This window comes from Nitrobacter sp. TKz-YC01 (genome assembly GCF_047824785.1).
GTDB lineage: Bacteria > Pseudomonadota > Alphaproteobacteria > Rhizobiales > Xanthobacteraceae > Nitrobacter.
This window is the reverse complement of sequence record NZ_CP181167.1, coordinates 1,559,715-1,585,252: the sequence shown is the minus strand read 5'-3', so window position 1 is coordinate 1,585,252 and position 25,538 is coordinate 1,559,715. Positions and strand designations below refer to the sequence as shown.

16 protein-coding genes are annotated in these 25,538 nt (G+C 58.6%); 11 read left to right on the top strand and 5 right to left on the bottom strand.

Annotated features, from left to right (window positions below):
• Window position 1 precedes the first annotated feature (1 nt).
• The 3 genes from ACMYR2_RS07435 to ACMYR2_RS07425 all read right to left on the bottom strand — a co-directional run bounded on the left by ACMYR2_RS07435 (window position 2) and on the right by ACMYR2_RS07425 (window position 3,063).
• Window positions 2-1,090 carry a TRAP transporter substrate-binding protein gene (locus tag ACMYR2_RS07435; RefSeq protein ID WP_347263281.1) on the bottom strand — a complete coding sequence of 363 codons (1,089 nt, stop codon included), beginning with the start codon at window positions 1,088-1,090 and terminating at the stop codon, window positions 2-4.
• 291 nt (window positions 1,091-1,381) lie between these two features.
• Entirely contained in the window at window positions 1,382-2,521 is a 1,140-nt protein-coding gene (locus tag ACMYR2_RS07430) for an Mrp/NBP35 family ATP-binding protein (RefSeq protein WP_347263280.1), read from the bottom strand.
• 152 nt (window positions 2,522-2,673) lie between these two features.
• The gene (locus ACMYR2_RS07425; protein WP_347263279.1) at window positions 2,674-3,063 is read right to left on the bottom strand and encodes a VOC family protein; all 390 of its coding nucleotides are present in this window, start codon (window positions 3,061-3,063) and stop codon (window positions 2,674-2,676) included.
• Between the two features lie 220 nt (window positions 3,064-3,283).
• On the opposite strand from ACMYR2_RS07425, the gene ACMYR2_RS07420 reads away from it, so the two are divergent.
• The 3 genes from ACMYR2_RS07420 to ACMYR2_RS07410 all read left to right on the top strand — a co-directional run bounded on the left by ACMYR2_RS07420 (window position 3,284) and on the right by ACMYR2_RS07410 (window position 6,587).
• Window positions 3,284-4,153, top strand: coding sequence for an NAD(P)-dependent oxidoreductase (locus tag ACMYR2_RS07420; protein WP_347263278.1), 870 nt, complete (start codon window positions 3,284-3,286; stop codon window positions 4,151-4,153).
• 171 nt (window positions 4,154-4,324) lie between these two features.
• A complete protein-coding gene (locus ACMYR2_RS07415) occupies window positions 4,325-5,935 on the top strand; it encodes a HAMP domain-containing sensor histidine kinase (protein WP_347263277.1) in 1,611 nt (536 codons plus the stop codon).
• A 139-nt stretch (window positions 5,936-6,074) separates the two neighbouring features.
• Entirely contained in the window at window positions 6,075-6,587 is a 513-nt protein-coding gene (locus tag ACMYR2_RS07410) for a TIGR02281 family clan AA aspartic protease (RefSeq protein ID WP_347263276.1), read from the top strand.
• 72 nt (window positions 6,588-6,659) lie between these two features.
• On the opposite strand, the gene malQ is transcribed toward ACMYR2_RS07410, so the two are convergent.
• Entirely contained in the window at window positions 6,660-8,627 is a 1,968-nt protein-coding gene (gene malQ / locus ACMYR2_RS07405; protein ID WP_347263275.1) for a 4-alpha-glucanotransferase, read from the bottom strand.
• 153 nt (window positions 8,628-8,780) lie between these two features.
• Between malQ and ACMYR2_RS07400 the strand changes: the two genes are divergently transcribed.
• The 6 genes from ACMYR2_RS07400 to ACMYR2_RS07375 all read left to right on the top strand — a co-directional run bounded on the left by ACMYR2_RS07400 (window position 8,781) and on the right by ACMYR2_RS07375 (window position 22,854).
• The gene (locus ACMYR2_RS07400; RefSeq protein WP_347263274.1) at window positions 8,781-10,766 is read left to right on the top strand and encodes an alpha-1,4-glucan--maltose-1-phosphate maltosyltransferase; all 1,986 of its coding nucleotides are present in this window, start codon (window positions 8,781-8,783) and stop codon (window positions 10,764-10,766) included.
• Window positions 10,763-14,047, top strand: a complete 3,285-nt coding sequence (gene treS, locus ACMYR2_RS07395; RefSeq protein WP_347263273.1) for a maltose alpha-D-glucosyltransferase — start codon at window positions 10,763-10,765, stop codon at window positions 14,045-14,047. Before ACMYR2_RS07400 ends, treS begins: the two co-directional genes overlap by 4 nt.
• Entirely contained in the window at window positions 14,044-16,194 is a 2,151-nt protein-coding gene (glgB, locus tag ACMYR2_RS07390; RefSeq protein WP_416193941.1) for a 1,4-alpha-glucan branching protein GlgB, read from the top strand. The genes treS and glgB overlap by 4 nt, the downstream gene beginning before the upstream one ends.
• Complete coding sequence (gene glgX / locus ACMYR2_RS07385; protein ID WP_347264127.1) at window positions 16,194-18,269, top strand: glycogen debranching protein GlgX; 2,076 nt, start codon at window positions 16,194-16,196, stop codon at window positions 18,267-18,269. The genes glgB and glgX overlap by 1 nt, the downstream gene beginning before the upstream one ends.
• Window positions 18,266-20,050 (top strand): malto-oligosyltrehalose trehalohydrolase, encoded by a 1,785-nt coding sequence (gene treZ, locus ACMYR2_RS07380; RefSeq protein ID WP_347264125.1) that lies wholly within the window; start codon window positions 18,266-18,268, stop codon window positions 20,048-20,050. Before glgX ends, treZ begins: the two co-directional genes overlap by 4 nt.
• Window positions 20,051-20,358: 308 nt before the next feature.
• Window positions 20,359-22,854, top strand: coding sequence for a glycogen/starch/alpha-glucan phosphorylase (locus tag ACMYR2_RS07375; RefSeq protein ID WP_416193940.1), 2,496 nt, complete (start codon window positions 20,359-20,361; stop codon window positions 22,852-22,854).
• Between the two features lie 91 nt (window positions 22,855-22,945).
• On the opposite strand, the gene ACMYR2_RS07370 is transcribed toward ACMYR2_RS07375, so the two are convergent.
• On the bottom strand, window positions 22,946-23,245 hold the full coding sequence (locus ACMYR2_RS07370; RefSeq protein ID WP_416194075.1) for an HU family DNA-binding protein: 300 nt from the start codon (window positions 23,243-23,245) through the stop codon (window positions 22,946-22,948).
• A gap of 253 nt (window positions 23,246-23,498) precedes the next feature.
• On the opposite strand from ACMYR2_RS07370, the gene ACMYR2_RS07365 reads away from it, so the two are divergent.
• Together ACMYR2_RS07365 and ACMYR2_RS07360 are read left to right on the top strand one after the other, a co-directional pair.
• Window positions 23,499-23,852: a VanZ family protein gene (locus tag ACMYR2_RS07365; protein WP_416193939.1), complete on the top strand. Its 354-nt coding sequence runs from the start codon at window positions 23,499-23,501 to the stop codon at window positions 23,850-23,852.
• A 234-nt stretch (window positions 23,853-24,086) separates the two neighbouring features.
• The gene (locus ACMYR2_RS07360) at window positions 24,087-25,469 is read left to right on the top strand and encodes a cation diffusion facilitator family transporter (RefSeq protein WP_416193938.1); all 1,383 of its coding nucleotides are present in this window, start codon (window positions 24,087-24,089) and stop codon (window positions 25,467-25,469) included.
• Window positions 25,470-25,538 lie beyond the last annotated feature (69 nt).

Sequence of the window (25,538 nt, the reverse complement as noted above, 5' to 3'; positions counted from 1 at the left end):
ATCAGCCCCGCGTCCGCGATCGAATCATGAAGGTGTCGTAGGTGTACTCCGCCACCTGCCACCACAAATATTCGTCCGATCGATAGGCCTGCATCGCATCGATCGTTTTCTTGAAGTCCGTGTTGCTCGCCGAAATTTCACTCCACAACTCGTTCGTGGCTTTCAGGCAAGCATCGAGAACGTCGTGACTGAACGGCCGGAGTTGCGTACCACCCGCGACGAGCCGCTTGAGGGCGGTCGGATTCTGCATGTCGTAGCGAGCTGTCATCCAGGTATTGGCCGCAGCCGCCGCGTTCACCAGTATCGACTGATAGGTCTTTGGCAACGTGTTCCACTTCTCGAGATTGCAGAATGCATGAAGCGTCGGCCCGCCCTCCCAGAAACCGGGATAATAATAATACTTGGCGACCTTCTGAAGACCGAGTTTTTCATCGTCGTAGGGTCCGACCCATTCGGCCGCGTCGATCGTACCTTTCTCAAGCGAAGGATAAACGTCGCCCCCGGCAAGCTGCTGCGGGATCACGCCGACTTTCTGCAAGACCTGACCGGCAATGCCGCCGATCCGCATCTTGAGGCCCGACAGATCAGCCACGGTCTTGATCTCCTTGCGAAACCAACCGCCCATCTGTGTGCCGGTGTTGCCGCACGGAAGTCCGATGACGCCGAATTTCTTGAAGAACTCGTCCGCAAGTTCATTGCCGCCGCCCTGAAACAGCCAGGAATTCTGCTGACGCGCATTGAGCCCGAACGGAACGGACGCGAAGATCGCGAAGGTGGGATCCTTTCCGACATAATAGTACGAAGCGGTGTGACTCATCTCGACCGTATTGTTGGCCGTCGCGTCGAGCGCCTGCAATGCGGGAACGATCTCTCCGGCCGCGAAGAGCTGGATCTGGAATTTATTATCGGTCATTTCGGCGACCTGCTTTGCAAAGACCGCGGCCGTTCCGTAGATCGTGTCGAGCGATTTGGGAAAGCTTGACGTCATGCGCCATTTGATCTCGGGCGCCGATTGCGCAATCGCCGGCGAGGCTATGGCCGAGGCAGCGGCCCCGGCTGCCGAACCTTTCAAAAAATCACGACGTTTCATGAGGCACCCCTTATGACGATCCTTCTTGAGCTTCCAGAGAAAGCTATGGCGGAGCGAGCTTGATCTTCATGCTTGTCATGCAAGCGAACCCCACAGATGAAGGTCAAACCCCAAACTGGAAACTTCTACTTTGATTCTAGAGCGCTTTCGAGCGAAGTGGATACCGGTTCGCGTGAAGAAAACGCGTCAAATCAATATCATAGAGCTTCGCTTCTGATTCAATCAGAAGCGATAATGCTCTAGGATCCGCAAGCCTTCTGCCGCGGCGCAATGGCAAATCACGGGAAGAGATCATTGAACCTCAGGCGTCGCGTCGTGGAGCCGGTCGCGAATGCTTTCGGCAATCGCGCGATAGATCGCAGCATGCGGCCCGTCAGGTTCGCTCTCGACCACAGGATGACCGGAATCGGAAGTCTCGCGGATCGACATATGAAGCGGGACTTCGCCCAGAAACGGAACTCCCAGCCTCTCCGCCTCGTGGCGCGCACCCCCATGGCCAAAGATATCACTTCGCGTCCCACAATGGGGGCACTGAAAGAAGCTCATATTCTCGATGATGCCGAAAACCGGCACGCTGACTTTTCTGAACATGGCCAGTCCGCGCCTTGCGTCGATCAATGACAGATCCTGCGGCGTCGAAACGATGACGGCGCCTTTGAGCGGCACATTCTGAGCCAGCGTCAATTGAGCATCGCCGGTCCCCGGCGGCATGTCCACGATCAGAACGTCGAGGTCGCCCCAGACCACATCTCGCAGCATTTGCCTGATCGCAGAGGTCACCATCGGACCGCGCCAGATCACCGCACTTTCTTCCTCGATAAGGAACCCGACCGACATGATGGCAAGGCCAAACCGCTCGATCGGCACGATCTTCTTGTCGTCCGTCAATTGCGGCTTCTCGCGAATACCGGTCAGTCGCGGAACTGAGGGTCCATAGATATCCGCATCGAGCAGACCGACACGTAAACCGGAATCCCGCAGCCCCAGCGCGAGATTGAGCGAGGTGGTCGACTTGCCGACACCACCCTTGCCTGACGCAACGGCAACAACGGCTGCTACTCCGGGAATATCCGCCTGCCGCGCCATCGGCGAATTCGGGGCAGGATGTTGTGGCGATCGGCGTGTCGACACGTGCGGAATCCCTTGCTCGGACCGCGGCGGCAAACCTGCAGCGGCGGCGCCAGGCGTGCGTTCGGCCGTCAGAGCGACCATCACAGCCGACACTCCCGGAATTTCGCGCACGGCCGCCTGCGCATTGACGCGAACCGCCTCCCAGGCATTGATCTCCTTTGCCTCGACGCTGATAGAGAAAAATACCTTGTCACCGTTGATGGCAATTTCCGAGAGTACCCCGGCGGCGGTCAACGCCACGCCGCCGGGAGAGAGCACGCCGGCCAACCGATCGAGAACTTGCTGCGGTGTTACGTTCAAGCCGCCTCTCCGGATACGCGCATTTTATCTCAGGAACAGGTTAGACATGGCGGACCCCGCAACCGGTCCGCTGACCGTAGACAATCCAGATGGCGGACCTTGGGCAACGGGCTGGAGTCCAAGGCCGTAGCAATCCAGTCAGGACCTGGAAGTCAACCCCCCTCGGCGACAGCGTCATAGTTGAGCTCGATCAAAACCCCGTTCGGGTCGCTGACGAAAATCTGCCAGATGAGGCCACCGGGGACCTCGCGCGCCTTGAAAGCGAATCCCTTGGTCTCAAGCCGCTGTTTCATGCCCCTGTAATCGCGGCTTGCAAAGGCGATGTGATGAACGACGCCGGAATCCGGCTTTTGCGGCTCGGATGTCGGAGCGATGTCAACGAGGTGAACCACCGGCTTGCCCTCGCTATAGAGCCAGGCGCCCGGAAACGCGAAATCGGGCCGATCCCCCTTCGTTAGACCGAGAACCTCCTCGTAAAATCGGACCGTCTCGGCAAGTTTGCGGGTACGGATATTGAAATGATCGAGCATTCCAACGCTCATGTCGCGCGCTCCCTTGTCAGGCCCCCAAAATTTATCCCACCCTACTCTAGATCCTCTTCGCTTCTGATGGAATCAGAGGCAGGGCTCTGAGATCTTGATTTGACGCGTTTTCTTCACGCGAAGCCCGGTGTCCACTTCGCGCGAAACCGCTATAGTCATCAGGACACGCTCACCCGCTTTTAATTCAGCGATTCCTCAGGATTTCGAACAAGGCTCGGTCATGGCTAAAGTCGCATTTCTCGGTCTCGGCGTCATGGGGTTTCCCATGGCAGGACACCTCGTGGCAAAGGGCGGCCACGAGGTGACCGTATTCAATCGAACGCCGGCCAAGGCCGACGCATGGGCCGAGAAATTCGGCGGACGAACCGCGGCGACGCCAGAATCGGCTGCCGAAGGCCAGGATTTCGTGATGGCCTGCGTCGGCAACGACGACGACCTGCGCGCGGTCACAATCGGCGCAGGCGGCGCCTTTGCCGGAATGAAGCCGGGAGCCGTGTTCGTCGATCATACGACCGCTTCCGCTCAGGTCGCACGCGAGCTTGACGCCGAAGCAACCCGGCGCGGTTTCGGCTTCTTGGACGCCCCGGTCTCCGGGGGCCAGGCCGGCGCCGAGAACGGCCTTCTGACCGTGATGTGCGGCGGAGCGGAGGACGCCTATACCCGCGCCGAACCGATCATCGCGGCCTATGCCAGGATGTGCAAACGGCTCGGTCCCGCCGGTGCCGGTCAATTGACCAAGATGGTCAATCAGATCTGCATTGCCGGTCTCATCGAGGGATTGTCGGAAGGCATTCACTTCGCTAAAAAGGCGGGGCTCGATGTCAATGCCGTCGTCGAAGTGATCTCGAAGGGCGCCGCGCAATCCTGGCAGATGGAGAACCACTCCAGGACGATGAGCGAAGGCAAGTTCGATTTCGGCTTCGCGGTCGAATGGATGCGCAAGGACCTTTCGATCTGCATTTCCGAGGCCCGCCGCAACGGCGCGAGCCTGCCGGTCACAAGCCTCGTGGATGCCTTCTACGCGGAAGTCGAGAAGATGGGCGGATCTCGCTGGGACACGTCCAGCCTTCTGGCGCGCCTCGAACGTTAACGTCTGGTAAATCTGCGGTCCCTGCCCCCGGTCGATCACCGTGGTATCGATGAGGAATTAGCGCTCCGTTAACCGAATAATCCTGCTTTTTAAGGCCGCCCTTAAGGATTTGGCGCGAGAAATGAACCAGTAACGACTCGTGCGGCCGCGTGCAGGATTTGTGTCTGGTTGATGAGTACCCCCGCCGATAAACCTGAAGTCGTCGAGCTTCCGGCCGCTCCCGCGATTGTACCATCCGCACGTCATCGCCGCGCCACCACGCAGCGGGTCCGGGAGGCACGCGACCGCCTGACTTCCACCAGCGGAACCCGGCCGGCATTCGATCACGAACTGCTCCGGCAATATGCGCAAACACGCCTGTCGGCATCCTTTGTCGTGATGCTGCTTCTGGTTGCGACAGGCGTACTCTTCGGTTTCTGGATGGCGCCTGCCGCCGCGGCGGCATGGACGTTCGGAATGCTCTGCATTCACGCGGTCATCATCTACAACTGCAAGGGTTATCTCAAGGAGCCATCATCGGCCGCCAGCACGCGCAAATGGCGCGCACGTTTCATTTTGTTCGATCTTTTGTACGGCCTGTGCTGGACGACAATTCTGGTACATCCCGCCGGCTCGGATCCGGTCACGAACACCCTGATGATGTTCCTGATGCTGCTGGTCGTGGCGGTATCGAGCATGCTCTCCGCCAGTCTGCCGATTGCCGCTCTCGCCGCGACCGCCCCCGTGACCTCGGCCATCGCATTCAAATTCGCGATGGGCGGCAGCTTCAACAACTATATCCTTGCCATCCTGACGCTGACCGCGGAAGGCTTCTTCGCATTGCTCGCGCATCGCCTGCATTCCACGACGCTGGCGACGCTCGAGGCGCGGGCGGAAAAGGACGCCCTGATCGGCGAACTCGAACAGGCCAAGGCGATTTCGGACGAAGCGCGGCATCGCGCGGAGTCAGCCAACGTCGCAAAGTCGCGGTTTCTGGCTCAAATGAGTCACGAACTACGGACGCCGCTGAATGCCATTCTCGGGTTTTCCGAGGTCATGAAGAGCGAGATTTTCGGCGAGCACGCGGTTGCGGTTTACAAATCCTATTCGGCGGACATTCATAACTCAGGCGTTCACCTCCTGAATTTGATCAACGAGATTCTCGATCTATCGCGGATCGAAGCCGGCCGTTACGAACTCAACGAAGAAGCCGTGTCTCTGGTCCATGTCGTGACCGAATGTCACCACCTGCTGAAGCTGCGAGCTTCCAACCGCGGCATCACAATTCATGAGGTATTCGAACAAGGCATGCCTCGGATCTGGGGTGACGAGCGCGCCACGCGCCAGATCGTGCTCAATCTGTTGTCGAACGCAATCAAGTTCACGCCACAAGGCGGGGAGATCTGGCTTAAAGCCGGATGGACGGCTTCAGGCGGGCAATACCTCAGTGTGAAGGACAACGGCTCGGGAATCGCGGAAGACGAGATCCCGATCGTGCTCGCATCATTCGGGCAAGGATCGAATTCGATCAAATCCGCGGAGCAAGGCGCGGGACTCGGCTTGCCTATCGCCAAGAGCCTTATCGACATGCATGGCGGTACGTTCACGCTGAGATCAAAGCTTCGCGTCGGCACGGAGGTGATCGTCACCTTTCCGCCGGAACGCGTGATGTCTGCTCTGGCGCCCATGGCGGAGGAAGGTCCGCCGCTTCAACCCGCCCAAGCTGGCGATCACACAACCGACGAAAGACGCCGCCAGCGGAACAAACCGATCATGAATGCCGGCACGGGTCTTAGAGTATGACGCCGACTCGAACGACTGCGAGGCTTGCGAACGCAAACGAGATGGTTTTCATGGCCGCGAATGAATATGAAAGCGCCGCGGGCCGCAGCCCGCAAAGTTGCTCGCCTCCGGGCTCAACCGGCAACGTCGCAGGTGCGTCGTGATCCGCATCCTCCTTGTGATTGGAATGCTGGCCGCGACCGCCGGAGCGGTGGTTGCCTATGGAGATCCTGCCCGAATCTCGGCTGCGGGAAACCTGGTTTCGACGATGCTGCGCGAGGTCGCCGCGGGCCCTCCACGGAGCGTCCAGATTCCTCGGACACAGAGCGGCGATTTTATGCTGCATGCAAAGATCAACGGCGTGAAGACGCCCATGATCATTGACACCGGCGCAACGTCGGTGGTCCTCACCTATGAAACGGCGAAGGCTGCTGGCTTACCGCTGGAACTTCTGAAATACGATGTCGATGTCGAGACCGTCGGCGGGCGGGCGCGCGCTGCGCGCCTGACGCTCGACAGACTCGCAGTCGGGAAGCTTGTCGAGCGATCCGTGCCTGCGCTCGTGGTGCCGCGCGGCCAGATGAAAGCCAACCTTCTGGGAATGAGCTTTCTCAACCGGCTCGAGAGTTGGGAGGTTCGCGCGGACCGGCTGATGCTGCACGGCTATCCCTGAGCCGCTCAGACTGCATTGTTTCGCTACGGCTCATCGCTCACCATTCCGGACCATAGCGGCGTTATTGAAGAATCAGGGATTATCGTGAGCACCGTTGCAGCGGCCACGGAGTGCGTGTCGAAGCGCGTCGAGGTCAATGCTTCGGCCCAGATCTTCCAACCTGACCGGAATTCGTCTCCGCCAGTTGGGATGCTCATTCAATGTACCGGGAATATTCGGCTGATCCCGCAGTTCGATCAGGTCGTCAAGGGCGATCGCGAGAATGCGGGACGGTGTCCGGGCAAGAAATTCCACGGCTCCGAGAAAATTCTTCGTTGCGATATGCTCTTCGCCAAGCTTCCACTCGAACGCATGGCGCGCATCCGTCCGCTCCTCATCGGTTTCACCGGGATCGATCCCGAGTTCCCGCTTGACCCTGAGATCGGAATGCGTTTGCCAGCCGGCAAAGGATGCAAGGTCATGCGTCGTGAATGTGACGAGCGCGTTCTCGGCATACTTTGACGCCTCGATGAAAGCACCATCGCTGCCCCGTTCGAACATCATCACCTTGCAGGACCACACCCCCCAATCAGCGAGCTTGTCACGAAAGCCATCCGGTACCGTTCCAAGATCCTCGCCGATGATGATGCAGCGCTGGCTGACGCTCTCTTGCGCGATAACGCCGAGCAGCGCCTGCAACGGCATCTCAACATATGCTCCCTGCACGGGCGACGCCCCTGCCGGTATCAGGTAGAGGCGGCTGAGACCGAGCACATGATCCAGCCGTATGGCGCCCGCGAAACGCATGGAAGCGTGCAGCATCTCTCGAAACGGCGTGAAGTCGCTCGCCTCAAGGCCAGCGGCATTGAATCCCGCCAATCCCCAATCCTGCCCCGCCGTATTGAGCTGATCGGGTGGCGCCCCAACCGAGAGCGTGCGAGAAATGGAGTTCTGCTCATTCCAGGCGTCGAATCCGCTAGCTTGCACACCGACGGCGACATCCAGATAAAGCCCCACCGCCATTCCGCGTTCAGCGGCAAGATCGGCGCATGACTGTAGCTGGGACGCCGCGCACCATTGCATGAACTCGACGAACTTCACTTCCTCGCGCTGCGGGCCGCTGGATACGGCTTGAATTCCAGCATCAGTCGGGCGACGCCACTCGTCCGGCCACAACCACCAGGGCGATGGACCAAACTGTCGCCGCAACACCTCGAAGCAGGCGTATCGTTTCAACAGATCTCCCCTCTCCTTCCTGAAGATGTCGAACGCGGCCTGCGCTGCCTCATCTCGTCGAAACCTCGAAAAGGCATGCTGGAACGCGGCGAGTTTCAGTTCGGCGACGGCCGCGTAATCGACAACTTCGCTTTCCCGGACCCGATCGAGCTGTTCACGGCGTCGTTGTAGCCACGCGCGCGAAAAATTCGGCAACCGCTCGGGATCGACATAAAGCGGATTGAGAAACAGGCGGCTGTTCGGTGCATAGGGACTGCATTCGCGTGGACGATCGTCGAACAGAGCATGAAGCGGATTGAGACCGATGCCATGGCAGCCCCAATCCGAGGTCAGTTCGATCAGCGATGCCAGATCGGTGAAGTCGCCGATGCCCCAGTTGCGCGACGATATCAGCGCGTACAGCTGAACAGACAGGATCCAGGCGCGCTCGAACGAGCCTTGATAGGTCCTTTCGGGTGTGACCAGCACCGGAGTTGAATCGATAGTGCCGCCGTTGTCACTTTGGAGTTCCAGTCGATAAGTCCCGACCGCAATCCGGCTCGGGAGATCGATCTTAGCCGCAGACGTACATCCTTGTGCGACCACGGTATGACGCTCTACGAGCCGCCAGGGAATTCCGTTCGCCTCAGACCCGACCGGCACGCAGAAATCCTTCCCGCTGGGAACGATGACCACGGGTTGTTTCAGGAAACGACGGCGCGGAGGCGATGGCAAACCATCGACAATGGGACGCAGTCGATCAGAATCCAGGAGATGACGACGTCCTAGTCCGTCGACAAAGTCCAGGTTGATCCCCAGATCGTGCGCCTTTGAATGAATATTCATCCCCGATCCCGAGCCCGGGAGCGCTGGTGCCAAGCTCCTCACATAGAACCAAACTCTGAAGCAAACTCCCGGTTCCGCGGGGAACTTTCCGGCGACGCCGAGGTTAGTTTCCCGGGTCCTTCATTCCATCCGACAGGTTAGCGCGGCGTATCAATGTCCGTATCGACGCAGAAGATCATGCCTTTGCGTGCAGGCGAGGAAGGCGCAACCGCCGGCGCATTTCATATCGAGGATGTATACCCATGCATCGATGCCGGGCGCTTTCCCGTCAAACGCCTCGCGGGCGACAGTGTGGAGGTCTGGGCAGACATATTCCGAAGCGGACACGACGTCATCGTCGCGCAATTGATCTGGCGGCATGAGCAGGATCGCGACTGGAAACGATCGGCAATGACCCTGCACGATAATGATCGCTGGTTCGGCAACTTCACGCCGCCGGAGCCAGGACGTTACGTTTATGCCATCGAAGCCTGGACCGACGAATTCGCCACATGGAAGCGTGATTTCGAGCTTAAGAAGAAAGCCGGTCAGGACATCGCTCTTGATGCACTCGAAGGCGCGGCGCTGCTGACGCGCGCGCAGCATGGCGGCAAGGCGGCAACCGCGATCATCCTCCGTCAATGCCAAGACTTTCTTCACAACGGGGATCCCTCAAGCCTGCTCGTGCCGGAACTGACGAGTGCCATGGCCGAAGGCTGCGCCCGGTCCGATCTCACGCGCTCCCGGCTCTACCCGCTGACGATCGACCGCGCCCTCGCGGTCGCAGGCGCCTGGTACGAGATGGTGCCACGGAGTCAGAGCACCGTTCCCGGCCAGCACGGCACCTTCCGGGATTGCATGGCCCGGCTGCCCGATATCGCGGCCATGGGATTTGATGTCCTATACTTCACGCCTATCCATCCCATTGGCAGGACCAACCGGAAGGGCCGCAACAATGCATTGACAGCCGCCGAAGGTGATCCAGGAAGCCCCTACGCCATTGGCTCCCGGGAAGGCGGGCACGATGCGATTCATCCCGACCTCGGCACCTTCGACGACTTCCGGGAACTGATCGCCGCCTGCAAGATTCATGGCATGGAGATAGCGCTCGACATTGCCGTGCAATGTTCGCCCGATCATCCCTGGCTTACCCAGCACCCTGACTGGTTCAAGCGGCGTCCGGATGGCTCGATGCGTTATGCGGAAAATCCTCCCAAAAAATACGAGGACATTGTCAATCCCGATTTTGGTTGCGAAGACGCCGGCTCACTGTGGAACGCGCTTCGCGACATCATCCTGTTCTGGGTCAATCAGGGTGTGCGCATCTTCCGGATCGACAATCCGCACACCAAGCCGTTCAACTTCTGGGAATGGCTGATCCACGAAGTTCAAACGAAAGACCCGGGGATCATCTTCCTCGCCGAAGCCTTTACCCGTCCCAAGGTGATGAAGGGTCTCGCCAAGCTCGGATTCACGCAATCGTATACTTACTTCACCTGGCGAACCCGAAAATGGGAGATCGAGTCTTATCTCAACGAGCTGACGGGATATCCTGAACGAGACTATTACCGGCCGAATTTTTTCGTCAGCACGCCGGACATCCTGCCCTATCACCTGCAAAGTGGTGAACCTTGGATCTTCAAGTCCCGGGTCGCCCTGGCGGCCACCCTGTCAGGTAACTACGGAATCTATAACGGATTCGAGCTTCTGGAGCATGAGGCGATCCCGGGGCGGGAAGAATACCTCAACTCCGAAAAATACGAGATCAAAGTCCGCGACTGGGACGCATCTGGAAACATCAAATCCTATATCGCGGCCCTTAATCTGGCACGACGCGCGAATCCGGCGCTTCTGCAAACTCGTAATCTAAGGTTTATTGCCATCGACACCGATCAGATCATCGCATTCACCAAGCAATCCGCTGATGGCGCCAACACGATCGTCGTCGCCATTTCTCTTTCGCGTGAGAGCTACGAATTCTGGTTGCCGCTGGATTCGATTCGGGTGAAGACCACGAACGGATCAGCTCCCCCCATCGCACTCGAGAACCTCATGACCGGCGAGCGTCACGCCATTGAATGGGGCGGCGTACGCCTGAGACTTGATCCGTTACGCGATCCCGCCCTGTTGTTTCGATGTCTGGCGGGAGGTCCATTATGAATGAGATGTCGCATATCGATGCTGACAGATACGTCCAGACCGACGATCTCTGGTACAAGGACGCTATTATCTATCAGCTTCACGTCAAGGCGTTTTCCGACAGCAACAATGACGGCATTGGCGACTTCGTAGGCCTGACCAACAAGCTTGATTACCTTCAGGAGCTTGGCGTCACCGCGCTATGGCTGCTACCGTTCTATCCATCGCCGGGACGCGACGACGGATATGACATTGCAGATTACGGCTCGATCAATCCCGATTTCGGCACCATGAAGGATTTTCGGAGGTTTATTTCGGAAGCAAAACGACGCGGCCTGCGCGTGATCACCGAGCTCGTTATAAATCATACATCCGATCAGCACAGATGGTTCAAGCGCGCCCAGCGCAGTCCCCCCGGATCAAGCGCGCGCAACTGGTATGTCTGGAGCAACACGGACAAGAAGTATCAGGGAACCCGAATCATATTCACCGACACCGAGAAGTCCAACTGGTCCTGGGATTCTGAAGCGAACGCCTACTACTGGCATCGCTTCTTCAGTCATCAGCCAGATCTCAACTTCGACAACCCTCGTGTCGTCAGAGCCGTCATTCAGGTGATGAAAAGGTGGCTCGACACTGGCGTCGACGGGTTTCGACTGGATGCAATTCCCTATCTTTGCGAGCGTGAGGGAACCAACAACGAAAATCTTCCCGAAACGCATGCGGTGATCAAACATATCCGCGCAGCGCTTGATTCCTACGCCAAGGGAAAGGTACTTCTGGCCGAGGCTAACCAATGGCCAGAGGATGTTCAGTTCTATTTCGGGGACGGCGATGAGTGCCACATGGCCTATCATTTCCCCTTGATGCCGCGCATCTACATGGCGATCGCCCAGGAAGACCGCTTTCCGATCACAGACATTCTGCGGCAGACGCCCGACATTCCCGACAACTGTCAGTGGGCGATGTTTCTACGAAACCATGACGAACTGACTCTCGAAATGGTAACCGACATCGAGCGCGACTATCTCTGGTCGACCTATGCAGCCGATCCTCGCGCACGCATCAACCTCGGCATTCGCCGCCGTCTCGCGCCCTTGATGGACAACGATCGCCGCAAGATCGAGCTGATGAATTCATTGTTGATGTCGCTGCCGGGAACACCGATCATCTACTACGGCGACGAGATCGGAATGGGCGACAATATCTACCTGGGCGACCGCAACGGCGTACGCACTCCGATGCAATGGACTTCGGATCGCAATGGTGGATTTTCCCGATGCGACCCCGCGCGGCTCTATGCGCCTCCCGTCATGGATGCCGTCTACGGCTATGAGTCCGTGAATGTAGAATCCCAGTCGCGAAGTCTGTCTTCATTGCTGAGCTGGATGAAGAAGCTGATTTCGGTACGTAAATCCAGTCACGTTTTTGGCCGGGGAACGATGGCCTTCGTTCGTTCCTCAAATCGCAGCGTTCTCGCTTATCTGAGGCAGCATGGCGACGAGGTCGTGCTCTGCGTCGCCAACCTGTCGCGATCGGCACAGGCTTCCGAGCTTGATCTGTCGCATTGGAAAAGTCGCTCGCCTCTTGAAATGCTGGGACGGACGACCTTTCCCGATATTGGCGAGCTGCCGTACCTGATCACGCTCGCGCCCTATGGATTCTACTGGTTCCGCCTGAATGAAAAGCCGCCATCTCCAAACGTCGCTGCGGTGATCGTACCGGATTATGAAACGCTCGTCGTGCCGCAGGGTGCGACATGGATGTCGCTGGCGCGGACACGCTCGATCTTCGAGCGTGACGTCCTGCCTTCTCATCTCGCGCGCTCGCGCTGGTTTCCGGAGCGATCCGCGGGCGCCATCACCGCGCGCGTGCCGGCGGCGATACCGCTCACGAAAGACCAGGTTTCGAGGCCATGGCTGTCGATCTTCGATGTCACCCATCGCGGACAGTCAGAGCGATATGCGATGCCGATTCAAATCAGGTGGGATCGGCTCGACCGCAGAAACTATGATGCTCGAAACATCGCGGCCGTCAGACAGGGATCGCGCGAGGGAACGCTGATCGACGCCGCTCATGAGAGTGATCTGATCACGGGCATTGTCGAAGGTCTGCGTCAACGTGCGACCTTCGAGGGAGGCGACTTACAGATCGCTTACATTCCCACGGAACGGCTGGCCACGATTGCGGATGAGCCGATCGAGAACGTGAGACCCGTTCAGACCGAACAGTCGAACAGCACGGCGCTGGTGGATCAGAAGTTTGTGGTCAAGCTTTACCGAAAGCTTGAGAATGGCATCAATCCGGAAGTGGAGGTAGGACGTTTTCTGACGGATGTTGCCGGCTTCGCCAATACGCCCGCCTTGCTCGGCAGCGTGGAGCTGACGGGACCCGACGTCCAGGCCGCTGTCGCTATAGTGCATGCCTTCGTCGGCAACCAGGGAGACGCATGGACCATCAGCAGCGCTGCGCTGGATCGTTTCATTGACGAGCAACGGCTCGTGGGCGCTGTCGATACAGCTCCAGCGCTTGAAGAAAAGGCAGCCTACCAGCGCTACATGATGCAGATCGGCAAGCGCGTCGCGGAGATGCACATGGCGCTGGCCAGCCGTGATGATATCGAGGATTTCCGTCCCGAGCCAGTTACCGCTTCGGATGTCGCGCAGTTCATCGACCGCCTGACAGCGCGGGCGGAAAAGACGTTCGACCGCCTTGCTCAAGAAAATCTTTCGGAATTGGATCGGATACTCGTCGAAGAGATCCAGAGTCTTCGCCCGACGCTGCATGGCTTGCTCGTCGAACTGCTGCCGTCATCGATTCAGATGTACAGCATTCGGCATCACGGCGACTTTCACCTCGGGCAGGTTCTCGTCGTTCGCGACGACGTCTTTATCATCGACTTCGAAGGCGAGCCGCGACGAAGTCTTTCCGAACGACGGATGAAGGCGCCGGCGGCTCGTGACGTCGCCGGGCTGATCAGATCCATCGATTATTCCGTGACCTCGGCGCAAGAACGCGTTCTGAAGAACGAGGCGGACGATGATGGCCGATTGGCGGAAGCCTTAGCAGTATGGCGCGACGAGGCGACCCAGACCTTTCTGACCGCCTATCGCGAAGCAATGTCCGATTCTCGACTATGGCCGCAGGATGAAGGCGAGAACGATGGGATATTACGGTTCTTCCTGCTCGAGAAAGCGCTTTATGAGATTGACTACGAGCTGGCGCATCGTCCGGATTGGCTGCGGGTCGCGCTGGACGGCGCATTGCGGGCACTGCGCAACGGAAGACGGGATCGCGCATGACCGAACTGTCCTCCGAAGCGCGCGCCATCCTTGAAGGGCGGCATTCCGATCCCTTTCACTATCTGGGATTTCATCGCGAGACTGATCGCAACGTGGTTCGCGTCTATCTTCCCGAGGCGTCGGAAGTTCGCCTGATTGATGAGACCGGCGAAGAGATCACCTTGACACGCATTCATGACGCCGGACTTTTCCTTGGAGACTTGCCGGACGGAGCGGAGCGCTATCGTCTCCGCGCCCGGTATGGCGCCGATCTGGTTGAACTGGAGGATCCCTATCGCTTTCCTCCTATCCTGAACGATTTCGACCTCTATCTGCTCGGCGAAGGCACACACCAGCGGCTCTACGACAAGCTCGGCGCTCATCCCATGGCGATGGAAGGCGTGGACGGAACGGGATTCGTCGTGCTTGCGCCGAACGCACGGGCCGTGGCAGTTGTCGGCGATTTCAACTTCTGGGACCGACGCCGGCATCCGATGCGGGTTCGGGGGAATGGATACTGGGAACTGTTCATCCCTGGTGCGCGGGCGGGCGATCGCTACAAGTTCGCGATCACGGCTCACGATGGCTCCCTGCTCCCGCTGAAATCCGATCCGATGGCGTTCGCGGCCGAGGTGCGACCGAACACGGCGTCGATCATACTCGACCAGGCGAGGCTTCCGCGCCCGGCTCCCCTGGGCGTTCCGATCAATGCATACGACGCGCCAATCTCGATCTATGAAGTTCATCTCGGGTCATGGCGCCGGAGCGACGGCAATCGCTGGCTATCCTATCGCGAACTGGCTGAAACCCTGCCCCGCTATGCACGCAGCCTCGGATTTACCCATATCGAGCTGATGCCGGTGAATGAGCATCCGTTCGACGGATCCTGGGGATACCAGCCGACCGGCCTTTACGCCCCGACCAGCCGCTTTGGCACGCCCGACGACTTCACGCATCTGGTCGATGCCTGCCATCGTGAGGGACTTGGCCTCTTGCTGGATTGGGTGCCGGGCCATTTTCCCGACGACCCGCACGGGCTCGGCCGGTTTGACGGAACGTCGCTGTACGAACACGCCAATCCATTGCAGGGTCGTCACCTTGATTGGGATACCCTGATCTACAATTACGGCCGCACCGAAGTTGTCAATTTTCTCGTGGCAAATGCACTGTTCTGGCTCGATCGTTACGGCGTCGACGGCCTTCGCGTCGATGCTGTCGCGTCGATGCTCTATCTCGATTACAGCCGTCCCGAAGGCGGATGGATTCCGAATAAGCACGGCGGCCGGGAAAATCTCGAAGCTATCGAATTTCTGCGCCGGTTCAACAGGGAAGTATTTGGCAGGTTTCCGAACGCCACAACCGTGGCGGAGGAATCGACTGCGTGGCCACAAGTGTCGCGCTCGATCGAATTCGGCGGTTTAGGGTTCGGCTACAAATGGAACATGGGCTGGATGCATGACACCTTGAGCTATTTTAGAAAGGATCCGATTCACCGCAAGCACCACCATGATCAGATCCTGTTCGGGCTGCACTATGCCTTCTCGGAAAACTTCATCCTCCCGCTGTCGCATGACGAAGTCGTACACGGCAAGCGCTCAATCCTTGGCCGCATGCCGGGGGACGACTGGCAGCGCTTCGCGAACTTGCGCGCCTACTACGCTTTCATGTTCGGTCATCCCGGCAAGAAATTGTTGTTCATGGGGGCGGAATTTGGTCAGGAACGCGAATGGAACCACGATCACGCACTCGACTGGCATCTTCTTGATCAAGCTCGTCACCAGGGAGTCCAGGCAGTGGTTCGAGATCTCAACAAACTCTATCGCGAGGTGCCTGCATTGCACGAACTCGATTGCGACCCGGCCGGCTTCGAATGGATCGTAGCCAACGACGCAGATCACAGCGTCTTCGCCTGGATGCGGAAGGGCGCAAGCGGACGGGCGCGCTGCCTCGTCATCGCAAATCTCACTCCGACCATCCATCGCGATTATCGCGTGCGCGTTCCTTTCACCGGCCCGTGGCGTGAAGCGCTCAATACCGACTCCGCTCATTATGGTGGAAGTAACGTCGGGAATGAGGGCGCGGTCGAGACCTCCGGGGAGATCATTCCCGAGCTCGCCCTGACATTGCCGCCTCTCGGGGTGATCTTTCTGGTTCCGGAAATGGCATGATGAGAATCTCGGAGGGCACACCTGTTCGGCTTGGTTCAACGTGGGACGGCCGTGGAACGAACTTTGCGCTCTTCTCCGCACATGCGGAAAAGGTCGAGCTCTGCCTGTTCGACAGCAAGGGGCGTCGGGAGGTCGAGCGCATCGCTCTGCCGGAGCACACCGAGAATGTCTGGCACTGCTATCTGAACGATGTCGCGCCGGGACAGCTCTATGGCTATCGCGTTTATGGTCCCTACGATCCGCAGCGCGGACATCGGTTCAACCCTCACAAGCTGCTACTCGATCCCTACGCGAAAAAGATCAGCGGACGATTGGTCTGGAGTGACGCACATTTCGCCTACCGCGCAGGAAGCCCGCGTGAGGATTTGTCCTTCGACAGACGCGACAACGCTCGCGCCATGCCAAAAGCCACCGTCATCGACGAGACATTCAATTGGGGAAGGCGCGAACCGCGACCCAGCCCCACCTGGGAAGACACGATCATCTATGAGGCTCACGTCAAAGGGTTGACCAAGACACGCATGGATATTGCGCCGGAGCTCCGTGGCACTTACGGCGCGTTGGCCGCGCCAGCCATGATCGATCACCTGCGGCGCCTCGGTGTCACCACGATCGAGCTTCTGCCGGTTCACGGCTTCATCGACGATCGCCACCTTGTCGAGCGGAATCTGAGCAACTACTGGGGGTACAACTCCCTCTCTTTCTTCGCGCCGGAGCAGCGCTACGCGAAGGGCGCGGCGCTGGACGAATTCCGCATGACTGTCGCTCGCCTTCATGATGCCGGCTTCGAGATCATGCTCGACGTCGTCTATAATCATACCGCGGAGGGAAACCACCTCGGCCCCACACTATCATTTCGCGGGATCGACAACGCTTCCTACTATTGGCTGATGCCGGACAATCCTCGCTACTACGACGACTTCACCGGGACCGGAAACTCGCTGAACCTGACCCATCCGCGCGTGCTGCAAATGGTAATGGACTCGCTGCGCTATTGGGTCGAGGTCTGTCACATCGACGGCTTCCGCTTTGATCTCGCAAGCACACTGGCGCGAGGCACCAACGGCTTCGATCGCAACAGCGCTTTTCTTAATGCTATCCGGCAGGATCCCGTTCTCGCTAACGTCAAGCTGGTCGCAGAGCCATGGGATGTCGGCCCCGGCGGCTATCAGGTCGGCGGCTTTCCTTCGCAATGGTCGGAGTGGAACGACCGGTATCGCAGCACGATGCGACGTTACTGGGCCGGTGAAGGAAACCTGATCGGCGATGTCAGCCGTCGCATGACGGGATCGTCGGACCTTTTCAACCACGATGACCGCGCACCTCGCGCCGGCGTCAATCACGTTACCGTCCACGACGGCTTCACCTTGGCGGATCTGTTTTCCTATAACGAGAAGCACAACGAAGCCAACGGCGAGGATAATCGCGATGGCTCCAATGATAATCTCAGCAACAATTGCGGCCACGAAGGATCGACTGATGATCCTGTAATCCTGGCGCTCCGCCGTCAGCTTCGCAAGAACCAGCTCGCGTGCCTGATGCTGGCCCAGGGCGTTCCGCTTCTTCTTGCAGGCGACGAAGCCGGTAACAGCCAGAGTGGAAACAACAACGCCTATTGCCAGGACAACGAGATCGGATGGATCGATTGGAGCGGTCTTGGCGATAAGGACAACGACATGACCGACTTCGTCGGACGCCTTATCGCGATCAGAAGGCGCTTTGGACAGATCAGATCACGACAATGGGTGACGGCGAAAAAGACAGATAGTTCTTACGGCGTGATATGGCTCACGCCGGAAGGCAACGAAATGACAGAGAGCGACTGGAATTTTCCAGAAGGCAGGTTTCTTTCCTACGTTCTCGGCCCCATGGAGCAGCATGAACAGGCGCTTTACGTCGTCCTCAACGCCGCGCCGGATCCAATCGAGTTCAGGATTCCGAACCTCGAGGAGTACAAGACGTGGTCGATCGTTCTTCACACAACGGACGATGACGCCGACGATGCCCCGCACTACCCTAACACCACGATGCAGGCCCCGCCTCGCAGCGTCATCGCGTTCGCAGGCCACCCGTGAGTGTCGATCGCTTCGGTCCTTCTCTGACGCCGGAGGGCGCAACGTTCCGGCTGTGGGCGCCTGCGGCCCGTAAAGTGTTCGTCATTACCGATACCGCACATAGAATGGAAAAGGACGATAGCGGCTGGTTCGTCGCGGCGGTGGCGGCGGCGAAAGCAGGCACCCGTTATCACTACCGGATTGATGACGAACTGGACGTGCCGGATCCTGCGTCGTCTTATCAACGCGACGATGTGTTCGGCCGGAGCGAACTTGTCGATCACCGTCGTTTCCGCTGGAAGGCAATCGACTGGCGCGGCCGGCCTTGGCATGAGACGGTCATCCTGGAATGCCATGTCGGCACCTTCACGCCTGAGGGCACTTATCGTGCCATGATCGACAAGCTCGATCATCTGGTATCGACAGGGATCACCGCCATCGAGTTGATGCCACTCGCCGACTTCGCGGGAGCGCGAAATTGGGGTTACGACGGCGCACTGTGGTATGCGCCCGATCACGTTTACGGTACGCCGGACGATCTGAGGGAGCTCATCGATCAAGCCCATCTGCGTGGCCTGATGGTTTTTCTCGACGTCGTCTACAACCACTTCGGGCCGGAGGGAAATTATCTGGAGCGCTACGCACCGCAGTTCTTCTGTGATGCGAAGACACCCTGGGGAGCGGCGATCGATTATCGCGTTCCCGAAGTTCGTGCCTTCGCTGTCAATAATGCACTTCACTGGCTCGGCAACTATCGATTTGACGGCCTTCGCCTTGACGCGGTGCATGCCATCCTCGAGACGGGCGAACCCCCAATCTTGAACGATATCAGCCGCGCTATCGGGATTCTGGCGCGGCAAGACAGACGCCACATTCACCTCGTGCTGGAAAACGACGATAATCGCGCGAGCCTGCTCGATCCGTCCTCAGGTGCACCTGACGGGAAGTATCGCGCCCAGTGGAATGACGACTACCATCACGCCTGGCATGTCATTCTCACTCAGGAAAGCCACGGCTATTATGGGGATTACGCCGCCAATCCACGCCATCTTCTCGCGCGAACGCTGCATGCCGGATTCGCCTATCAGGGCGAGTCCTCTACTCATCGCGGCGGGCGGGCTCGTGGTGAACGGATCGGCGGACTACCCCCGGCCGCTTTCGTGAACTTCCTTCAAAATCACGACCAGATTGGCAACCGCGCGCTGGGTGACCGCCTCGAATGGTCCGCTGGCGCCCGTGCCATCGAAGCGGCGCTTGCGATCACGTTGCTCGCGCCGATTCCACCGCTGATGTTCATGGGCGAGGAATGGGGAGCAACCACGCCCTTCCCGTTCTTCTGCGACTTCAAAGGCGACCTCGCCGACGCCGTGCGAGCAGGCCGCCGGAGAGAGTTTGCTGAGGCCTACGAGATGTTCGGCGACAATGTTCCTGATCCCCTCGCGCTGTCCACATTCGAAGCGGCGGTTCTTGACTGGCCCGATCAAGACCAGCGCCTGCCGCGTCATGTACTGGTCAAACGGCTATTGCGGATTCGCAGGGATGAACTCATGCCCCATCTTGGCAACGCAAAGTTCGATTCCGCCGATATTCGCCAGAACGACCGTCTGCTGATTGCACGCTGGACGCTGGGCAACGACGCGCGGTTACACCTTCGCGCCAATATTTCGGATCATAATGTGACGAATGACACCTCCCCGATGCCGGGACGACCGATCTGGGGTGGCGAGTTGCCGGTGCGCCTGCGAGCATGGTCGGTATTCTGGTCCCTGGAACGGCCTGTCGAACAGCGGCAATCCGTGTGAACTTATCGCCTGCAACTCATCTCCGATGTCGTTTCATGATGCTCCATGGCCTCACCGCCCGACCCGACCGCAGCGGCGACAATGGTTCCAAACACAGAACAAATCGATATAATAAAACCTCAAGTGAACTCCGCGGAGAAAGCTAAATCGATACCGGACTGCAAAGGGCATCACTCACGCTATAGCGTTCTCGAGCGAAGTGGACACCGGTTCGCGTGAAGAGAACGCGTCAGAACAATAATCTAGAGCTTCGCGTCCGATTCAATCAGAAACGAAATGCTCCTGGCAGAAAAAGAGCGGGATACTGGATGGCTTTTGACGTTTCGCCCAAACGACTTCGCGGTCTCGTTGAGGACACACCGGCATGGCCCGAGCCTGAAGACGATGACATCGTCGCAGAGATCAAGAGTACGATACTGTCCAAGATCGTTCTGGTGGCGGGAAAAGACGTCAAACACGCCGATATCCACGACTGGTACATAGCAGCGGCGCTGACATTGCGGGACCGCATTGTCTATCAATGGCTCCAATCCGATCGAGCCAATCAGAATCATGGAGCCAAGCATGCCTATTATCTGTCGCTCGAGTTCCTGATCGGACGGTTACTGACCGACGCGCTGACGAACATGTCACTGATGGAGCCATTCCGAACAGCGATCGAGGACCTCGGCCTCGACTTCGACGAGTTGCGTCGTGTCGAGCCGGATGCTGCGCTCGGCAATGGGGGACTCGGCCGGCTTGCCGCATGTTTCATGGAAAGCATGGCGTCGCTCGCGATTCCAGCACGAGGCTATGGCATTCGCTATGAACACGGGCTCTTTCGCCAGATCATCTCAAACGGATGGCAGGAAGAGTTTCCCGAGCAGTGGTTGCTCTCGGGAAACCCATGGGAATTCGAACGCCGCGATGTGGTATTCGACATCCAGTATGGCGGACACCTCGATCGCATCGAAGAAAACGGCAACGGAATCCGGACCCTTTGGATACCTGATGAGACCATCCAGGCGATCGCCTACGATACGCCAATCGTCGGCTGGCGCGGCCGCCACGTCAATGCGCTGCGGCTGTGGTCTGCGCGCGCCGTCGATCCGATGCGCCTCGATACCTTCAACAGCGGCGATCACCTCGGCGCGATGTCCGAGATGGCGCGGGCGCAAGCGATATCGAAGTTTCTATATCCAAGCGACGAAACGCCAGCGGGACGCGAATTGCGCCTCCGTCAGGAGTACTTTTTTGTTTCCGCCTCGTTGCAGGATATTCTCAACCGCCATCTCCATACCGACGGAGATATCCGGTCGCTGCCGTCCCACGCGGCGATCCAGCTCAACGATACTCATCCCAGCCTCGCCGTTCCCGAGTTGATACGTCTGTTGACGGATGAACATCATATTGCCTGGAACGATGCCTTGGACATCACCACGAAGACGATCTCCTACACCAACCACACGCTGTTGCCCGAGGCGCTAGAGACCTGGCCAGTCGAACTGTTCGAACGGATGCTGCCGCGACATCTCGATATTATTTATCGGATCAACGCCGATCATCTTGCGGCTGCGGAAAAGCATTTCGGAGCGGACGCACGCTCGCAAGCTTCGGTGTCGCTGATTGACGAAACCGGAGGCCGCCGCGTCCGCATGGGTCATCTTGCGTTCGTCGGCTCTCATCGCATCAATGGCGTTTCTGCCATGCATAGCGAACTCATGCGCGAGACCGTGTTTGCCGATCTGAACAGCCTTTATCCGGATCGTATCACGAACAAAACCAACGGAATTACCTTTCGCCGCTGGCTGCATCAATGCAATCCGCAACTCACCTCCTTACTGCAGGATGCATGTGGAGCCGCGGTTCTCGATGAACCCGAGCGGTTGCGGATACTGGAGCGGCTGTCGGACGATTCTGCTTTCCAGCAGAAGTTTCAGGCCGTGAAACGAACGAAAAAGGCTGCGCTCGCCCAGATCATAGCCAGACAATTCGGAATAGTCGTCGATCCATCGGCACTGTTCGACGTCCAGATCAAGCGTATCCATGAATACAAGCGCCAACTTCTCAACGCGGTCGAAACCATCGCGCTCTATCAGGCGATCCTGGACAACCCGCAGAACAACTGGACACCACGCGTCAAGATTTTCGCCGGGAAGGCCGCCGCGAGCTACCGGCAGGCCAAGCTCATCATCAAGTTCATCAATGACATTGGGAATGTCATCAATAACGACCCCCGGATCAGGGATCTTCTCAAGGTGGTCTTCATTCCCAATTACAATGTGAGCGCCGCGGAAGTGATCGTACCAGCGAGCGATCTGTCCGAACAGATTTCCACTGCCGGCATGGAAGCTTCCGGCACCGGCAACATGAAGCTCGCGCTGAATGGTGCAATCACCATCGGAACATTCGACGGCGCCAACATTGAGATTGCCGAACATGTCGGTGAAGAGAATATCCATATCTTCGGCATGAGAGCTGACGAGGTTGTGCGCCGCCGCTCCATGGGGCTGGATGCAACCGAAATCATCTCATCGTCGCCGAAACTGGCCCGCGTGATCGAAGCTATCGAGCGCGGAGTATTTTCACCGGACGATGCTTCTCGTTTCATTCCCATTGCTCACGCGCTGCGGTTTCTCGACCACTATCTCGTATCCGCCGATTTCGACGATTACTACCGTACGCAGCGCGCCATCGACACCGAATGGGCCAGCCCGGAATGGACCCACTCCAGCATACTCAACGTTGCGCGAATGGCCTGGTTCTCATCGGACCGTACGATCAGGGAATACGCCGAGGACATCTGGAACATACCTGTAGCCTGATGCCGACAAAGAACCTAAAGCCCAACCGGCACCTTGATGGGCCGTGGGCAGCCAGCCTCCGAAAAAACAAGGGCCCCGAAGGGCCCCTGCATCATACCGCGTCCTTCGCAGCCTTGACCGGCCGCGCCCTGACGATCTTTCGGGCGGGTTTCGCCTTGAAAGTCATTGGCTCGCCAGTGAAAGGGTTGGTCCCTTTGCGGGCCTTGGTCGCCGGCTTCTTGATCACCACGAACTTCGCGAAACCAGGAAGCAGGAAGGCGCCGGTTTTCTTAAGCTCTTTGTAACCTGTCGTCGCAAGCGCCTCGAGAACGCCCTTTACGTCCTTTTTGGACAATCCGACCTGAGTCGAGATCTTCTCAATGAGCTGCGATTTCGTCATCTGGGTTGCCATCATCGATCCTGTCTGTTGATTCGGCCCGAAAAACAATATTTCCAAATCCAGCTAAAAAAACACGCCTTGTGGGATTTATAACAGCTTACTTCGCGCGGAGGGCCGTTCGATCCCCGTGATTTACCGGTAAAAAGCAGGAATCCGCCATAGGCGCCATCAGTAATGCTTCTATTCGGATCGGCTTGCCGACAGTTGTTAGGCCGCCGCCATGCGCCTCCCTTCCCCTGGCGGCCAATTGTGCTATGCGCCAGCCATGAAAATTCTCTTCCGCATCGGAACGGCCGCCCTGATCGCTGCGGTCGTATTCGCGACGCTCGGGCCGGCGCGCTATCGTCCGCATTCCCCGCTAGGACAAGATGGTGAGCACGCCCTGGCTTTCGTGCTGGTCGGTCTCTCGGTGGGCCTTTCGTTCCCCCGGAGACGATGGCGCGTGGCGGCGATGGTCATCGTCCTGATAGGCATTCTCGAGCTCATGCAGCTATGGGCCCCCGGCCGCCATGCGCGGCTGGAGGATTTTCTGGTCGATGCCGCGGCGGCATGTCTCGGCCTTGTCGGCGTCGCCGCGATCGGTTGGCTTACCGCACGATTGCACGGGTCCAGATCCTAGTAATCTTACGAGAGCGTCGCCAGCCGTATCTAAATCAGAATAATTTGTAACAAACAGAGTCTGCGAATGAATGGCGCTTGCACCATCGCACGCGCTTTTATCCGGGGTGGCAGGCTGCTAGAGCATTGTCGCTTCTGATTGGATCAGAAGCGAAGCTCTAGATTGCTGTTTTGACGCGTTTTCTTCACGCGAACCGGTTTCCACTTCGCTCGAAAACGCTATAAACCCCGCGAAATGTCAGGTCTCGCCGCCAGGTCGAAAACGAAAGTCGCCGCTATCTCGATGATCGCCAGCGCCAGCATGGCGGCGATCAAACTCGTGGTCGGCGTTGCGATCGGCAGTCTGGCGTTGATTTCCGAAGCCCTGCACAGTTCGATCGATCTGGTCGCTACTATCGTCACCTGGATCGTGGTCCGGATTTCCGACCGTCCCGCCGACGCCGAACATCACTATGGTCATGGCAAGATTGAAAGCCTCTCGGCCCTCGGCATCATCGCCATGTTGTATGTGCTTGCTGGCGGCATCGTGGTGCAGGCATATAGCCACCTCCGCGAAGGCGCGACGCCGCCGACGCTTTCCGCCATTCCGTTCATCGTCCTCGTCACCGACATTGCCGTCAATGCCTGGCGCGCCCGGGCGCTGCACCGGGCCGCGCTCGAAACACGCAGCCAGGCGTTGGAGGCCGACGCCCTGCACTTCGCCTCCGACGTCCTTGGATCTGTCGCCGTCATCATCGGCCTGACCCTGTCCGGACTGGGCTATGCGTGGGGCGACGCCGCTGCTGCAATCGGCGTCGCCATCCTGATTTCCCTCTTGGGTTTGCGGCTTGGACGCGCCACCGTCGAAACCCTGCTGGACCGTGCACCGGAAGGTGCCGCGGAAAGGGCCGGAGCCGCGATCAAGGCATTGCCGGATGTCGTCGATCTCAAGAGGCTGAGGGTGCGAATGGTCGGTCCCCGGCATTTCGTCGACGTCATCGTCGAAGTCCCCCGAACCTATCCGATCGACCGCATCGACGCCATAAAGCAGCAGGCCCAGGACGCAGTGTCCGCGGCTCTCGGCGATGCTGATCTGACGTTCACAGCGATACCTGTCGCTCGCGACAATGAAAGCGTCCGCGAGCGCATCATGGTGATAGCGCGCAATCTGGGCCTCGCAATTCACCACGTCACGGTGCACGACCTTGGAGCAAAGCTGACGGTCAGCATCGACCTCGAGGTCGACGGCGAAATGGCGCTGGTGGATGCCCATGCAATCGCGCATCGGCTCGAGCACAATATCCGTCACGAATTCGGCGCAGACGTCGAAGTGGATACTCACATCGAGCCGTTGGAACCTGAGCTTCCGCTCGGGACAGATGCTGCCCCCGGGCGCATCCACGCCATCCAGGCAGCCCTGTCCGGTTTCGCCGCCGGTGGAGCGATTCATGACATTCACAACGTACGGGTCAGGGACACCGAAGCCGGCGAGATCGTCAACTTCCATTGCCGCGCCGCGGCGTCGATGAGTGTCGCCAAAGTGCACGAAGGCGTCGACGAGATCGAGCGGGCGCTGCGCCGCGCCTTCCCGACCATCAAGCGCGTCATCAGCCACGCGGAGCCACCGCGCGAAAGCTGAAACTCGTCGAAACGCCAACGTTCCCGTTTCGGACTCAATCGGCGACGGTTGCTGAACTTTTCTGTTGGG